This is a genomic window from Pseudoalteromonas sp., from assembly GCF_018402495.1.
Classification (GTDB): Bacteria; Pseudomonadota; Gammaproteobacteria; order Enterobacterales; family Alteromonadaceae; genus Pseudoalteromonas.
The window spans coordinates 1,026,995-1,042,846 of the sequence record NZ_JAGYIU010000001.1 but is presented as its reverse complement, the minus strand read 5'-3'; the positions used below and the strand labels follow the sequence as shown (position 1 = coordinate 1,042,846).

Below are 15,852 nucleotides of genomic sequence, written 5' to 3'. Positions count from 1 at the left end.
TTGCACTTAATACTTGAATTCAAGACCTTTAAAAGCGAGTCAAAGCAGTTACAGCAGGCATGGAAATTGTTAAAGCCAATACTGGCTAACTATAACCATTACTTACACACGAAAGGTGAAATTGATTTTGACGACATGATTTTAAAAGCAACACAATATGTTGAGTCAGGCAAGTTTAAATCGCCTTGGCGTTATATTATGGTTGATGAATTTCAAGATATATCGCCTACGCGTGCGGCGTTGGTTAAAGCGCTGCGCGATAGTAAGCCTAGAAGCTCATTGTTTGTAGTAGGCGATGATTGGCAAGCTATTTACCGTTTTAGTGGTGCTGATATGCGCCTTACCACAGAGTTTGCTGCACATTTTGGTTTTACTACACAAACCATACTGGATGTTACGTTTCGTTTTAATAATAAAATTAGTGAGGTTGCTTCATGTTTTATCATGAAAAACCCTGCCCAGTTAGCTAAGCAAATTAACTCGTTATCACAAGTGACAAAGCCCGCTATTAGCGTATTAAAAACAGCGAATGTTGTCTCAAGCAAAAATACAAAAATAGCTGAGCTAAATAATGGGGCACTTGCCCATGTACTTGGCGCTATCAACACAAATAAGCCCGCTGTTGTGTATTTACTGGCACGCTATCGCTTTCAGTTACCTACTAAAGCCGATATTAACGCCTTGCAGCACACCTTTTCTTCATTACAAATTGAGTGTGATACTTTTCATGGTTCAAAGGGTAAAGAAGCCGATTACGTAGTTATATTAGGTATGCATGGCGGGCAATTTGGATTTCCGAGCACTAAGCCATCGCCTGCAATGTTAGAAGCTCTCTTACCCGCTAAAGATTTGTATGCCCATAGCGAAGAGCGACGCTTATTTTATGTGGCGCTCACTCGTGCTAAACACAAGGTGTTTATCATAAGTGATGACAACAACCGCAGCTGTTTTGTTGACGAGCTCATAAACGAGCATCAAATTGAGCTAAAAGAGTTAAAAAACAAAGCCAGTAATTTGGCAGCGCAGGTATAAACCGCTTAGGGCCTGTTGACCTTTGCGGATTAAAATTTGTTCAAACTAGGGGCGGTTTAATCGCGGCGCTCGGTTTGTAACCTAGTGGGCTAAGTAAAAACCGACCAACAAAGAGTAAATCGCTCCTAGGCAGAACCCGAAGGGCAGCGCCTGTTTGGCATTGATGCTGCGTTATCACCTATTTATGGGGAATAACCACACCACATAGGCGCTGCCTTGCCTAAATACAAAACAGACTTCTGTAAATTCAACCTTGAAAGGTCAACAGACCCTAATGACAAACGAATAAGCTTAAGCGGTTTATTGCGTTAATTAACCTGCAACAGGGGTGTTACCTGTGGGTATTTTTTTCATACTTTTTATGAGCATATAAATACAGGTGGTAATTAAACAACCACCTAAATAAATAAGCACACCATGGCTTGCATCAGAAAAATGCGTTGCCAACAACGGGCCTAATACAGAGCCGACACTGTAGCTGAGCAGCATTATTTCAGTTGCTGACACTATTTTTGCCATAGGTAAGGAGTCGCACGCTAAAGTAATTGCAATCGGATAAAGTGCAAAACTACACGCACCTAATACAAAGTAACTTACAACTAATCCGCCAAAGCTATGTGCGTTTAATATTCCCATTACGCTGGCAGCACCAACAAAACAAAAAATAGCCATAAGTAAGCTTTTTATAATACGGGTTGATAAATAACTCACTAAAGGTTGCACCAGCATGCCACCTAAAATAATCACCGCCATAAGTAAGCCGGTATATTGGGCTTGATCAGCTTGCGCGGCTATATAAACTGGTAATAATCCGTAAATAGGGCCTAGTAATAATCCTGATACTAAACAGCCTAAAATAGCAGGGCGGCTTAGAGTTTTTAACTCTTTAAGTGGCAGCTTTTGTAATTGCTGAGCATTAGGTTGGCCTGTGGTAATTAATAATGGAGCTAAAATAGCCAACGCCAAAAGGGCTACGACAAATAAATACGGTACGGCACCTTCAGTGCCAAGCGGTGTGATTGCTAATTGCCCCACAGCGCTGCCACCATATAAAGAGGTCATATATAAACCTAAGCGTTTAGCTCGCGCCTTAGGTGTATTCGCCATTAACAACCACGACTCAACCACTACAAATACTCCCGCAACAGCAATACCAGCAATAAAGCGAGCAATTAACCACATAGTGGCTGTAGGGGATATGATCTGTGCAATAACACTGATGATCAGCAACATTAAAAATGCGATAAATGCCATACGGTGGCCAATTTTTACTACCACACGCTCAATACACAGCGCGCCAATAAGTAAACCAAAATAAAAGACGCTGGCAAGCCAAGGCGCAAGATCAATACTTAACTTAAAAGCACTCAGTGATAACGGGATCAGGCTCATTAAAAAGCCCGAAGCAATAGCAAAAAAAGATAAACCAATAACAGGGGCTAAAGGATTATTTGATTTACTATTAGCGGCAAGTTCCACCATTAGATTATTCCGATAAAAAGGGTTTAAATAATTGCTGATTTAGGTGTGATAGTGGCGCGATTATTTGAAGCAGGTTAATTTGGCTGCGAATTTATGCTGCTTTTTATACCAAGTAAAGTGTTTTTTAATTGCTCAATTAAAATAATTTTAAAAATGGTTTTTTAGGTAAATTAATCGCTTAATTGCAATGTGATTGTAGAAATAAGTTGGCGGTTTTGTTTTATATTTGTTGAGTTTTTAAGAGGGTAATAACTTAGTAATGGCGGGGTATAGTTAAAAAATAAAAGCCCATGTTGGGCTTTTATTGGTGTTTATTTTAATGCATGGCAAGCGCAAGCTTATGGTATAAACCAATACCAACAATCACATTAAACGGAAACGTTACCCCTAAAGAGCTCAGCATAGCTAGGCCAATATCAGCCTTGGGAACGGCTGCTTTAATTGCCGCAGGGGCTGCAATATAAGAGGCACTAGCCACTAAACTACCGAGTATCACCACCGAGCCTAATTCTAATTTTAATAGTGTGCCTACAGTTACGCCGATAGTACCTAAAAATAGCGGAGTAATAATAGCAAATGCAGCGAGTCTCCAATGCTGCCAAGGGAATGGGCGCAGAGTTTGCGCAGCCACTAAACCCATTTCAAGTAAAAATAATGCCAGTACTACTTTAAAACTACTGGTTAAAAGACTGGTTACTTGGCTGCCTTGCTGTGTGCCATACATCATTCCGATGATCACACCGCCAACTAACAAAATCACGCTTTTGTTAGTAAGTGTTTCGTGCCAAAGCGCCTTAAGTGATAGCGCATTATTTTGGCTGTGTTGTTTATCAAGCTTACGATATAACATTAAACCAACAATAATGGCAGGTAATTCGAGCATCACTAAATACAGTGTAACCTCAGCACCTACCTCTAATTTAGCTGACTCTGCATATGCCAGTGCAACTGCAAACGTCCCTGCGCTTACCGAGCCATAATGAGCGGCGATACTGGCACTATTAGCGACACTTAGTTTAACAACGTACTTTAAAATAGGATAAAGGGTGAGCGGAATAAGACCACCAAGTAACATAACCGAGGCCATTTCAGGAAGAAGTTGCCAGCTTAAGTTACCATGCAGCACCATGCCACCTTTTAAACCTATGGTGAGCATTAACAATAGACTAAGGGTGTCATAAGTGGCTTTGGGAATTGATAGATCTGAGCGTAAAATACCCGCTACTAATCCTAAAATAAAAAACATGACTACAATATCAGGCACACGATTCTCCTTTTTATTAGATAGTTATTGTTAAGCGGCGTTATTGTAAACAAATCTTTGTATAGTAAATAATAAAATTGATGATAGTATCTCATAGATAAAAACCTATGAGGTAAATATGAACATAAGACAATTATCATTTAGATTACTCGAAGTATTTATGAGTGTAGTTAAAACCGGCTCCATTAGCGAAACGGCTCGGCAATTACATTTAACCCAGCCTACGGTTTCGCTACAAATCAAACGTTTACAAGAAGCAGTCAATGAACCTTTAATTATTATGCAACAGCAAAAATTGCAGGTTACCGAAGCTGGTTTACACTTATTTAGAACTTGTGAGCAAGTGTTTGGTCACTTTGATGATTACCAAGACTATTTAGCCGAGCTTAAAGGCGGGGAGCGCGGGCGCTGTAAAATTGCCATGGTAAACACTGCACAATATATTTTGCCTAAGTTACTAGGGCCTTACAGTAATGCCCATCCCCATGTAGAGCTGCCATTAGAAATTGGCAACCGCTCTGCAGTGCTAGCGCGTTTTGAGCGTGGAGAAGACGACATTTATGTGTTTAGCCACCCACCATCACTTGAACATGCCCAAGCTGCGCGTTTTTTACATAATCCCTTGGTTTTTATTGTGCCGTTTGATCATTCGCTTGCCGATGTAAAAGCATTAACATTAGCTGATTTAATGCCATATCGATTTTTATTAAGAGAGCCGGGCTCTGCTACGCGTATGCTTTTTGAAAGCGAATTACAAAGCCGTGGTTTAGTTCTTAGCGATAGCGTGCAAATGGCTAGTAACGAAGCCATACGAGTTGCTGTATCCTCGGGGATGGGGATTGCGGTGCTTTCCCATCATGTATTACCAAAAGGCGATAACAGTTTTAAAGTGCTCAACGTAACCGACACCTGCTTAGCCAGCCATTGGTATTTTGTAGTACGTACAGACAGGCATATTTCTCATGCTGCGCGCAGCTTTATAAAATTTGCCCAGCTGAATTTAGAGCAATATCTTGATAAGCAATGGGTGCGTAATGAACTAAATGGGCTTAATTTACATTAAAAAAGCGAAGCGAATAACAAATATAAGTTGGTATTAAAGTTGCTGTAGTTATTCACATACAAGTATCTAAGTGAAAATAGTTAAAGATAGATATTTTAACGCAAAAATGGATTTGAGCTAATGACATCAATAACCTTTAAAAATCAATACAATACTTATGTTAGTACAATAAATAAACCGGCAAAAGCTGACGAAGTAGCGGCAACTTCTGGCCCTGCGGCAACAGCTAAAACCAGTGATAGCGAACAAACACAAATAGCAAGCGCTAAGCCACAAGAAAAAAGCTTTTTAGAAAATGCGCAAGAGGCGCTTATTTATCAACGATTAGGGGTTGATAAAGAAAAAATTGCTGAGTTAAAAGCAGCAATCGAGGCATTGGCAGAAAAACTCCAAGAGCAAGGTGCTGATATAGACACCATTAAAGAGCAGCTTGCAGAGTTACAAAAAATGCTGGAGCAAGAATACGAAAAAGGCACTGATCGAATGGCCATGCAACCTACGCATGAAAAAGGCAAGCTTGTAACCGCATTAGCTTAGATAACGACACGTTGCAAGCTCATTTACTCCTCATTCGCTTCTCTGTGTTCAAATAGGGTTTAGTGAATTATGCACAAAGAAGGCTTCGGGTCACGGGCTGCGGGTAACGGGCCTCGCACCCCTAAACCCAGCACCTCGCACTTCACACCTCGAGTCTCAAACCTAGCCAAGCTTAGATTTTTAAGTAGCAGTACCTAAACTCATTAAATTACCTTTGAAGAGGGTAAAATTATTAATAATTTTATGTGTTGTTATTGTGCGCACTTTTTTATAAGGTGAACTTTGCTTATAAAAATAACAACGGGATCAACCGATGAAAACTCTACAACAACAACTTGGCCAGTATGGCTTGTATCATCGTTCAAAGCGTAACGTATTAACTCACTTTTTTGGTATTCCACTGATTGTATTTGCGGCATTGTGCTTACTAGCGCGTGTTGAAATTCCTCTAGGGAGTTTCAATGTCGATGGGGCGCAGCTTTTTGTCCTTGCCAGTGTGGTTTACTATTTTATGCTGAGCTTTTCGCTAGGTTTAATCATGGGCATCATTTTTACTTTATTGTTAGTGGCAGCGCAGCCTATCGCCGCAATGCCCTTTACATCTTGGCTGACGATTGGTGTTGGCGTGTTTGTATTTGGCTGGGTGTTACAGTTTATTGGTCATTATTTTGAAGGCAAAAAGCCCGCCTTTGTTGATGATTTAGTGGGTTTAATTATTGGCCCTTTGTATGTCACCGCAGAGCTGTTATTTTTAATGGGCTTTTATAAACATTTAGAGCAACAAGTGAATGAAATAGCGGGCCCAACTAAAGCATAACTAGCAAATAATAGAAGGTAGACCATGGATTATAATAATAAAACAGTGTGGATCACCGGTGCATCATCAGGTATTGGTGAAGAGCTCGCCAAACAATTTGCAGAGCAAGGTGCGAAGGTTATTTTATCAGCGCGAAATATCGATAAACTCAACCAAGTAAAAGACGAGTTAAAAGGCGAGGGGCATCGTGTTATCCCCCTTGATTTATCAAAGCCCGAAACTGTTCTGCAGGATGTATCAGCACAAATAGACAGCTTAGGCCCGATTGATATTTTAATTAATAACGGCGGAATTTCGCAGCGTAGTTTATTTTTAGAAAACGACTTTAAAGTGTACCGCCAACTCATGGAAGTAAATTACTTTGGTTTAATTGCCCTCACTAAAGCAGTGCTACCTTCAATGGTGGCGCGAAAAAGCGGCTCAGTAGTGGCTATTAGTAGCGTGGCAGGCAAAGTGGGCTCTAAGTTTAGAACGGGTTATTCAGGCAGTAAATACGCTGTAGTAGGCTTTATGGATTGCTTACGCGCCGAAGTCGCGCAGCACAATATACATTGCTTAACTATTTGCCCTGGCTCAATTAAAACAGCGATTGCCCATAATTCATTGAACGAGCAAGGAGAGGCACAAAACAAACCTGAGCCTTCAATAGAAAATGGTATGAATGTAAATATAGCCGCATCGAAAATGCTCACTGCAATCTATAATAAAAAAGACGAAGTTGTAATAGGCCAAGGGTTAAGTGGTTGGGCACCGTTTATAAAACGGTTTTTCCCTAGTTTATATAATCGATTAACCGCCAAGGTAGAATATAAATAGCTTGAGAATTAGTGAACTGTTAGCAAAAATTTAAGTTAAATTTGTGCTGACAGTGTACTTTTTAAATAATGGAGACGTTAAAGTTAATGATGCTTAGTGTTAAGCTAAGAGTATCTTTATCTGTAACTTTCCTTTTAGATAATAATTCGTTACGAGGCTTTTACTGCCGACTCTTTTGATTTATTGAAGATCACAATAGAAAATATAACTTCTGTTATGCCGCCAACAAAAGCACCAATGACGAAGTTAGCATTTAATAATATACAAACTACTCCCGCTAGCATAAGCGCAGCACCTAAAAGCCAATAAACTTTTGCACCATATAAAGTATTAAAAATTAAATAACGCACACCCATTGCCAACAGCATTATTGGATAAAACCATTGCAGATGCAGCTTAGAAACATAGAAGGCGAGGAAAAAACCAACAAATAAAATAACGGTACTTTCTAAAGCAAGTTTGCCTAATGGGTTTGTAGAGTCATGTTGTCCAGGGCGCTTAAGTACTTTTGATAGCAACATAGCCAGCGGGTGTATAAACATACCACCAATAAACAGGGTAAGCATACTCGCTTGAGTTGAATAAAGTACTGCAATTAAACCAGCAAAACACCAAACTAACCCAGAAATAACAACACCTGTTGCGCCACCAAAATAGGCGAGATCCATGTCTTTTTGTGCTTGCTTAAATTCCATAAATACCCCGTGACCTAAAAGTGAATATCCCTCAAACAGAGGAAAGTAATTATTGGTTAATAATTCCACTAATTAACTTTAATGTAAATAACTGATTATGCGAGAAATAAAATGGCTTTTGAGTGTCGCACCAATAGGGCTGTAATAACGTGATGAGGCAAATGCAAAGTGAACTTATAAGAAGTGTATTTAATTTTACTTAGTTGGGTAAATGTTTATCGAAGTTATTTATTCGAGGAAATACAAACCCCGCAATACTAATGCAGGGGATAAGTTTAAACTTGTTTGGTTAAATGTTTACTGTGCTTTTTTGGCTTCAAGTGCTTCTATTTCATTCCAAATTTTTTCAGCCTCGTCGGTTAACATAGCGTAGCTTTTTATATCGCCTTTTCTTTGCGCTTGCATGCCTTGTTCTAATTTTGCGTCGTATTCTTTACGTAATTTTTTGATTGGATCTGGCTTTAAAAATGAAAACATCAACACCCTCGTTGTTTATTAGTTTGTAATTACAGTAACAATACGCAGTCATTGCATAAAAAGTTTTCTGTTACTGTAATTAGCGTATTAAAGATTACTGTGGATCAAGGCGCATAATGCCTTGGCCGTCTAATCCTAAGTAAATAGTGCCATCATCACTTTGTGCTAGACTGCGAATACGACCAATGCCTTCCAGTAATTTACTTTGTTTAACGACCTTGCCATCTGCTATTTCTAGCACGCTAATAAACGCGTATTTCATTGAAGCGATTAAAAATTTTCCTTTAAGCTCAGGATATTTGTCACCTTTTACGAGCAGCATGTCTGAAGGGGCAATAGACGGAGTCCACTGTAATATGGGCGCTTGCATACCTGGTTTTTGAGTTAAATCGGTAAACGAGGTGCCGCTGTAGTTAATACCATAACTCACCACAGGCCAGCCGTAGTTAGTTTTAGGTTTAATGATATTAAGTTCATCGCCACCACGGGGGCCGTGTTCATGTGCCCAAAAAATATTATTTTCATTATCGAACCACATGCCTTGTGGGTTACGATGCCCGTAGGACCAAATCGCTGGTTTTGCGTCTTTTTGGTTTACAAATGGGTTGTCGGTTGGAATTTTACCATCGTCGTGTAAACGATAAATTTTACCGCCATCGCGGCTTAAATCTTGTGGGTTAATATCTCGCGAGCCGCGATCGCCAATAGAAAAATACACATAGTTTTGCTTATCAAACACAATACGGCTGCCGTAGTGCTGGCCTTTTTTAGAATTATGCTCGCCTTTGTATAACTGTTGTAGCTCGCGTAATTGGCTGTGATCGTTACTTAGCTTTGCACGCATAAGTGCGGTGTTACTGCCAGCACCGTCGCCTTCACTGCTTGAGTAAGTGATATACAGCCATTGATTATTAGCAAAATCAGGATGCAACTCTAAATCAAGTAGACCGCCTTGGCCGTTGGCATCAATTTTAGGTAGCCCAGAGATTTTGGTTAAGCTGGTGGTATTTTTACGCAGTAAATACAAGGTGCCACTGCGCTCAGTTATTAATAAATCACCGTTTGGCAGAGCTTCAATAGCCCACGGAATGGAAATCCCTTGGGCAACAGTGACTGGTTTTACATTGAGCGCAAATTTATCCAGTTCTTTAAAATCAACTGCATGAGCACTCAGGCTGGTAAGCGCCGAAAATGCCAATACACAACTGGCTGTGGCGAGTGTAGAAAATTTTTTACGCGTTGTTACTTTGTTCATAATGACTTCCAAAATTAACTAAATTTTAACTACCTTAGCACGCTATTAATCACAGTGTTAAGTATTTGGGATGAATGAAATTGCACGCTATTTAACTGCTTTAATGTTGGTTTGTAGGCTTTATGAGCTTGTTTGTGTCCCTCAGGTGTTTAACTAACTTTGCGGGTATAGGAATTAAAGACCGCTTTAAAAAAATTGAATAATTACTCTAATGGGGTTGAAATTTAAAAAATCGAGCGTACACTTGTGCGCTGAAAGTTGAGCTTACGCGTGTAGGCTCAAATATTTAAAGCCCAGCACATGTGTTTGCGTGAATTCGCTTAACACAAAGTGATGGGTAGTCGATTTAAGTAGAGAATTAATAACCATGTTAACTTCGGTATTAGACCAATTTTCAAAATGGTTTTTACACCATCAAAGCTTTGCCGCTTATATTGAGCCGATAATGCAAGTGTTTAAACCTGCGTGGCGCGCTGACCTTTTTCGAGCCAAGGTTGTTGATGTTCAAGTGCTAAGCGGGCGATTTTTAAGTATTTCACTTAAACCTAATAAAAAGTGGCCTATACATATTGCTGGTCAACACATTAGCTTAACGGTGGAAGCTAATGGACGTTTGCTTACTCGAGTATTTACTTTGGCATGCAGCCCCACACAATTTAAGACGACAGGTTTACTTCGTTTATTAGTAAAAACAGATCAGCAAGGTCATTTTACAAGTCAATTGCAAAATGCATTAGCGGTGCAGCCATGGTGTAATATTTCTTCACCAAGTGGCGACTTTGTATTTAAAAGCTGGCACAAACCCAGCACGTTTATTGCTGGTGGCTCGGGAATTACACCTATGCTTGCTATGCTTGAGCAGCAGCTAGGTAATACAGAGCATCAGATAAAATTAATTTACTTTGCTAAAGCAGGTGAGCATCAATGCACTAATGAGTTAAAAATGCTTACACAGCAATATAATCATTTTTCTTATGTACTGCTTATCCGGGATCGAAGCCCATATTTAACTACTCATATAAATACCGACGATAATCCTGATATATATTGCTGTGGTCCTACTGGGTTTATGCAAGAAGTTGCAGATTTTACTCGTCTACTTAATTTGACCTATTACCAAGAATCGTTTGGTCTATCCTTGCCTAAATTGACTGACGACAATCATTTTTCAGTAATAATAAATAAAGACACACATGTAGTGACTAGTAATGAGGTGTTACTAAATCAATTTGAAGCAAAAAAACTCCCTGTGCAGCGTGGTTGCGGCATTGGTATTTGTCATCAATGCCAATGCATTAAAAAGTCGGGAGTGGTGCGTAATTTAAAAACTAATCAATTATCAGATACTGGCGAGCAATTAATTCAACTGTGTGTGAGCCAAGCCGTTAGCGATTTGGAGATACAGCTATGACAACCATTAATTATCAACAGTTAGCCGATGATTTAGATGAAATTAAAATGTCGACATTAGCGAAAGTAGGGCAAAAGGATGCAAATTATATTCGTTCTATTGTGCGTAAGCAGCGGTTTTGCGAAATAGGCGGACGGATTTTATTGATGCTTGGGTTTGTACAGCCTTTATTGTGGGTAGCGGGTGTGTTGTTACTGGCTTTGGCTAAAATCCTCGATAACATGGAAATTGGCCATAATGTGATGCATGGCCAGTACGATTGGATGAACGACAAGCAGCTTAATTCAAAAACATACGAGTGGGATATAGCCTGTGACGGCCAAAGTTGGAACCGTGTTCATAACTTTGAGCACCATACTTACACTAATATTATTGGCAAAGACCGCGATTTTGGTTATGGCTTATTAAGATTAAGTAATGACTTTAAATGGCGTTTAAAAAATACTTGGCAGTTTATTACCTATTTAAATTTAAGCGTGCTGTTTCAGTGGGGCGTGTCGTACCACGAGCTGGCGGGTGAGCGTGTGTTTATAGGCAAAAAGAAGCCAAATCGCGAAGAGGCTGTAGCGCATAGCACGTTAAAAAAACGCTTTTTTAGTAAAGGGGCGCGCCAATTAATTAAAGACTATGTGCTGTTTCCACTTTTAGCGGGGCCTCTATTTTTATGGGTGCTAAGCGGTAATTTATTAGCGAACTTAATTCGTAATTTATGGACATCAACCATTATTTTTTGTGGCCACTTTACTGAGCAAACGCATACCTTTTACCAGCAAGATTGTGAAAACGAAAGTCAAGGTCAGTGGTATTATCGCCAAGCGTTAGGGTCATCAAATATTAAAGGTGCACCTTGGTTTCATGTGTTAACGGGGCATTTGAGTTTTCAAATTGAACACCATTTATTTCCAGATTTACCCTCGTCACGCTATCAAGAGATAGCCCCTAAAGTGCAAGCTGCTTTACAAAAGCAGGGTATTGCATACAACACTGGTGGTTTTTTCCATCAATATGCATCGGTGTTAAAACGAATATTTCGCTATTCATTTAAATAGAGGTTAATAAAATAGCCGCTACTATAATGTATGCATTAAATAATCAGCTAGCCTTAAATTGTTAGCTGATTATTGCATTAAAGAGTTAGCAAGTGCTTTTTTGATTAAATAATCATCAGTACATGCAAAAAATTCGTCTAATTAATTTAAAAACAGCCTGTTTTGCTATGGTTAAATAGTAGCGGGTTGTCATACAATGGAGAAAAATAGACCACACAAGAGAGAATAAAAATGGCCGCATTTGGTACTGTGTTTATGCCGCAGATGATTCAAGCTAAGTTTTCTGACAATCAGTGGGGCGAAAGCTCAATTGTTCCTTGCGATAAGCTTGAGTTGCATGCAGGTGCACACGTTCTTCATTATTCAAGTACATGTTTTGAAGGTTTAAAAGCCTTTCGCCATGAAGATGGTTCGGTAAATATTTTTAGAATGGATGCAAATATTGCGCGTATGCAGCAAAGTTCTGAATTATTAAGTTTACCAGCGGTTAATGGCGAGATGCTAAAAACAATGATCATCGATATTGTTCGTGAATACGCCGATGAAACGCCGCTTCCTCCTGGTTCTATGTATATTCGCCCAACCCACATTGGTACTGAAGCTGCCATTGGCAAAGCGGCTGCACCTTCAATGAGCTCATTGCTTTATACGTTATTATCGCCAGTGGGTGACTACTTTTCAGGTGGTGCTACCGCGTTACGTGTTTTATTAGAAGAAGACGGCATGCGCTGTGCCCCGCATATGGGTATGATTAAAAGTGGTGGCAACTACGCCAGTGCATTAGGGCCAATATCAGCAGCGCGCACTAAATATAAAGCCGACCAAATTTTATTTTGCCCAGGTGGCGATGTGCAAGAAACCGGCGCGGCCAACTTCATATTAATTGATGGCAACGAAATCATTACTAAAGCACTCGACAGCACCTTTTTACATGGTGTTACTCGTAATAGTATTTTAACCATTGCGAAAGATTTAGGTATGACGGTTAGCGAGCGTAACTTTACCGTAACTGAGCTTTTAGAGCGTGCAGCAAAACCAGGCACTGAAACAGCACTTTCAGGCACTGCAGCAGTATTAACCCCAGTAGGTACCTTTATCCATAACGACAAAGAGTACAAAGTGGGTAATGGTGAACCTGGTCCAACAACAGCACGTTTACGTCAAGCATTGAACGATATTCAATGGGGTAAAAGTGAAGATACACACGGTTGGTTAACTAAAATCTAATCGGGTTCAAATTCAATAAAAAGCCACACTATTTAGTGTGGCTTTTTGTTATAAGCTGCGGCTTAAAATTTCATTTCAATTTTGCCGTACACGTAGCGGCCATTAAAACCAAATGGCGAAAAGCCCGAATACGAGAACAAACGAGAAAAAGTAGTTACATCGCTCACTAAATCACGAGTTGGATCTGGGTATACATCAAACACATTATTCGCGCCTAAGCTCAGAGTAATGTTGTTATTAAGTGCATAGGCAACATCTAAATCGGTGATCCACTTAGGCTTAAGCACTTCGTTACGCTCTGGAATTTCAGATGGGTCTTGCGTTTCACCATAGCGAGTGCTGCGAAGTGTGGTACGCCATTCGTTTAGTGTCCATGTAGCGCTTAGGTTGTATTTATTACGCGGGGTGCTTACTTCAAAACGGCGCAGTTCATTACCCGAGAACAAGTTATCTTGTTCAACACCTACGCTTTGTAGCTCAGCGGGTGGATCAATAATATTGGTCACTTCGTTTTTACCGTAGTTATAGCCTAAATTAAACGCTACATCACCGTAGTTATCGGTCATTAGGTTGTAAGAGGCAACCACATCAACGCCACGGGTTTTGCTATCAATCGCGTTTAAGAAAAACCGCCCTTGGTTAGCCCCAGTGCCCTCAAGTAAGCTTGCTACACCTGCGCCCGACAGGTTATTTGATAACACAATACGGTCATCAATTAATATTTGGTAGTAATCAACAGATAAGCTGAAATTAAAGTCGGTTGACCAGGTAAAACCTACCCCGTAGTTGGTGGCTTCTTCTGCATCTAAGCCCGGTGATCCCAATGCAACGGCTACATCACTGCTTGGAGCAAATGTGCCTGTTTGTGTTGGAATACCATCAACAAATACGGTCGCTACTGAGGTGAAATACTGCTGTTGTAACGAGGGCGCTCTAAAGCCGGTTGATACAGAGCCGCGCAATGCTAAATCTTCTGTTAGCGTATAACGGGTGGCAATTTTACCATTAAGGGTATCACCAAAGTCTGAATAATCTTCATAACGCGCTGCGACGGCAACGTTCCAGTTATCTGTAATAAAGGCTTCTAAGTCAATGTAAAGGCTAACATTATGGCGGCTGTTATCACCCGCAGACTCAGGTGTGAAACCGGGGAATACTTGTGAACCTGCAGAGCCAAATGGGCCATTAACTGGGTCGGTTACTGAGCCACCAGGGCCAAAGGTGCCTTGTGCGTATGAGGCTTCTTCGCCTGCCTGAATTTCGTAGCCTTCACGACGATACTCAGCGCCCACTGCGACGTTAATTCCGCTAGCTAAAAAGTCTGCATCAATCTCGCGACTAAAATCAAGGTTAATAGTAAGCTGATCGTAGGTAAGTGTACCGGCATCAAAACTGGTTTGACTGCTAGGCCCATATGAGGTGTTTAAGCTATCAATAACACCAAAGTTAAAGGCGTCTTGGCCGTATACAGCAGAAGCGTCGTAATTCCATTCATTAGCAAAACCTTTTACGCCTAGTGCTAACGAAAAATCGTCAATATCTGAGGTGATCACTGGTAAAAAGCCATCAGGATAAATATCTGTTACGTTACGGCTGTCTTGTGCGCGACGATAAAAACCTCCGCCTTCGCCTTCACGCTTGCTGTAAGAGCCAAACGAGTAGAGCTCGGCGTCGTTAGTTAATTGATAACCGGCATTATAAAACAGCGCGAAGTCTTCAACGGTGCCATTGCCAAAGTTATGATTGTAACGATCCCATGTGAACTCACGCGGATCAAGAGAGCCATCAGGTAGGCGGGCGTAATTTTCGCGTTGGTCATAATCAGAGCGATTCGTTGAGCTACGGTCGCGATATTCAGTAGAAATACTTAAAAAGCCGTTATCACCTAATTCAAAACCCATATTACCTTGTAAGGTTAACGTTTGGCCGTCGGTAAGCGAGCGGTCGCTGCCCTCGGAAAAGGCTAAGTTGCCATTGGCATCTTCAGAAACGGATTCTAGTTGAGGCACACCCTTCATTTCGGTGATGTTTGCACCATAAACAGCACCTAGGCTGCCGCCGCTGCTATTACTTTTAAGGACAATATTAATCACACCGGCAATAGCGTCTGAACCATATTGCGCTGCGGCACCATCGCGTAATACTTCTATTCGCTCAATGGCATTGGCTGGAATAGCGTTTAAATCAACCGATGATGATCCACGACCTGTTGAACCGTTTAAATTAAGCAGTGCATTACTATGGCGACGTTTACCATTAACCAACACTAAGGTGTGATCAGGTGCTAAGCCACGCAGTTGAGCTGGGCGCACATGGTCGCTTCCATCGGTGATTGATGGCTGAGGGAAATTAAAGCTTGGTAATAAGGTGCTCAGTAGTGCATTGGTTTCAGTTTGCCCTGAACTTTTTAGGGCATCATTGCTAATAATATCAATCGGAACTGGGCTGTCTTCAACTGTGCGGCCGAGTCGGCGAGAGCCAATAACACTAATTTGTTCAATATTTTCTTCTACTTGTGTTTCTTGCTGTGCGGCATTTACCGACCACGATCCAAGTAGTGCTGCGGCAACACTGAGTGTTATGGTTTTTTTTGCTGTAAATAGCTGTTTTAGTTGCATGATTAGTTTCCCTCATTCAATGATCTACAGGTAATTCAATTATTAATGAACTAATTGAAATTTCTGTTGCCAAAGTAGACCATTTTTACAGCCAAGGTCAATTGAATTA

The 15,852-nt window shown here is 40.6% G+C and carries 14 protein-coding genes; 8 read left to right on the top strand and 6 right to left on the bottom strand.

What is annotated here, in order from left to right; genetic code table 11:
• Nucleotides 1–1,032: a UvrD-helicase domain-containing protein gene (locus KG708_RS04805; RefSeq protein ID WP_301003227.1), complete on the top strand. Its 1,032-nt coding sequence runs from the start codon at nt 1–3 to the stop codon at nt 1,030–1,032.
• Between the two features lie 312 nt (nt 1,033–1,344).
• Here KG708_RS04805 and KG708_RS04800 read toward each other — a convergent pair whose 3' ends face one another.
• Together KG708_RS04800 and KG708_RS04795 are read right to left on the bottom strand one after the other, a co-directional pair.
• Complete coding sequence (locus KG708_RS04800) at nt 1,345–2,514, bottom strand: MFS transporter (protein WP_213608334.1); 1,170 nt, start codon at nt 2,512–2,514, stop codon at nt 1,345–1,347.
• A 316-nt stretch (nt 2,515–2,830) separates the two neighbouring features.
• Entirely contained in the window at nt 2,831–3,778 is a 948-nt protein-coding gene (locus tag KG708_RS04795) for a sodium-dependent bicarbonate transport family permease (protein WP_213608333.1), read from the bottom strand.
• A gap of 118 nt (nt 3,779–3,896) precedes the next feature.
• Here KG708_RS04795 and KG708_RS04790 point away from each other — a divergent pair, with 118 nt between their 5' ends.
• The 4 genes from KG708_RS04790 to KG708_RS04775 all read left to right on the top strand — a co-directional run bounded on the left by KG708_RS04790 (nt 3,897) and on the right by KG708_RS04775 (nt 7,011).
• The gene (locus KG708_RS04790) at nt 3,897–4,841 is read left to right on the top strand and encodes a LysR family transcriptional regulator (RefSeq protein WP_213608332.1); all 945 of its coding nucleotides are present in this window, start codon (nt 3,897–3,899) and stop codon (nt 4,839–4,841) included.
• Between the two features lie 120 nt (nt 4,842–4,961).
• Nucleotides 4,962–5,378: a hypothetical protein gene (locus tag KG708_RS04785; protein ID WP_213608331.1), complete on the top strand. Its 417-nt coding sequence runs from the start codon at nt 4,962–4,964 to the stop codon at nt 5,376–5,378.
• Between the two features lie 313 nt (nt 5,379–5,691).
• Nucleotides 5,692–6,195 (top strand): Mpo1-like protein, encoded by a 504-nt coding sequence (locus KG708_RS04780; protein ID WP_213608330.1) that lies wholly within the window; start codon nt 5,692–5,694, stop codon nt 6,193–6,195.
• Nucleotides 6,196–6,219: 24 nt separating this feature from the next.
• Nucleotides 6,220–7,011 carry an SDR family oxidoreductase gene (locus KG708_RS04775; protein ID WP_213608329.1) on the top strand — a complete coding sequence of 264 codons (792 nt, stop codon included), beginning with the start codon at nt 6,220–6,222 and terminating at the stop codon, nt 7,009–7,011.
• Nucleotides 7,012–7,160: 149 nt separating this feature from the next.
• Here the strand turns inward: KG708_RS04775 and KG708_RS04770 are convergent, their stop codons facing one another.
• The 3 genes from KG708_RS04770 to KG708_RS04760 all read right to left on the bottom strand — a co-directional run bounded on the left by KG708_RS04770 (nt 7,161) and on the right by KG708_RS04760 (nt 9,438).
• Complete coding sequence (locus KG708_RS04770; RefSeq protein WP_366513559.1) at nt 7,161–7,775, bottom strand: hypothetical protein; 615 nt, start codon at nt 7,773–7,775, stop codon at nt 7,161–7,163.
• A gap of 228 nt (nt 7,776–8,003) precedes the next feature.
• Entirely contained in the window at nt 8,004–8,183 is a 180-nt protein-coding gene (locus KG708_RS04765) for a DUF6435 family protein (protein ID WP_024603117.1), read from the bottom strand.
• 94 nt (nt 8,184–8,277) lie between these two features.
• Nucleotides 8,278–9,438, bottom strand: a complete 1,161-nt coding sequence (locus KG708_RS04760; RefSeq protein ID WP_213608328.1) for a PQQ-dependent sugar dehydrogenase — start codon at nt 9,436–9,438, stop codon at nt 8,278–8,280.
• A gap of 367 nt (nt 9,439–9,805) precedes the next feature.
• Here KG708_RS04760 and KG708_RS04755 point away from each other — a divergent pair, with 367 nt between their 5' ends.
• From KG708_RS04755 to KG708_RS04745, 3 genes are all read left to right on the top strand, one after another.
• Nucleotides 9,806–10,849 (top strand): iron-sulfur cluster-binding domain-containing protein, encoded by a 1,044-nt coding sequence (locus tag KG708_RS04755; RefSeq protein WP_213608327.1) that lies wholly within the window; start codon nt 9,806–9,808, stop codon nt 10,847–10,849.
• Entirely contained in the window at nt 10,846–11,898 is a 1,053-nt protein-coding gene (locus KG708_RS04750; RefSeq protein ID WP_213608326.1) for an acyl-CoA desaturase, read from the top strand. The genes KG708_RS04755 and KG708_RS04750 overlap by 4 nt, the downstream gene beginning before the upstream one ends.
• A 225-nt stretch (nt 11,899–12,123) precedes the next feature.
• Nucleotides 12,124–13,125 carry a branched-chain amino acid aminotransferase gene (locus KG708_RS04745; protein WP_366513573.1) on the top strand — a complete coding sequence of 334 codons (1,002 nt, stop codon included), beginning with the start codon at nt 12,124–12,126 and terminating at the stop codon, nt 13,123–13,125.
• Nucleotides 13,126–13,187: 62 nt separating this feature from the next.
• Here the strand turns inward: KG708_RS04745 and KG708_RS04740 are convergent, their stop codons facing one another.
• Nucleotides 13,188–15,743, bottom strand: coding sequence for a TonB-dependent receptor (locus tag KG708_RS04740; protein ID WP_213608324.1), 2,556 nt, complete (start codon nt 15,741–15,743; stop codon nt 13,188–13,190).
• Between the last annotated feature and the right edge of the window lie 109 nt (nt 15,744–15,852).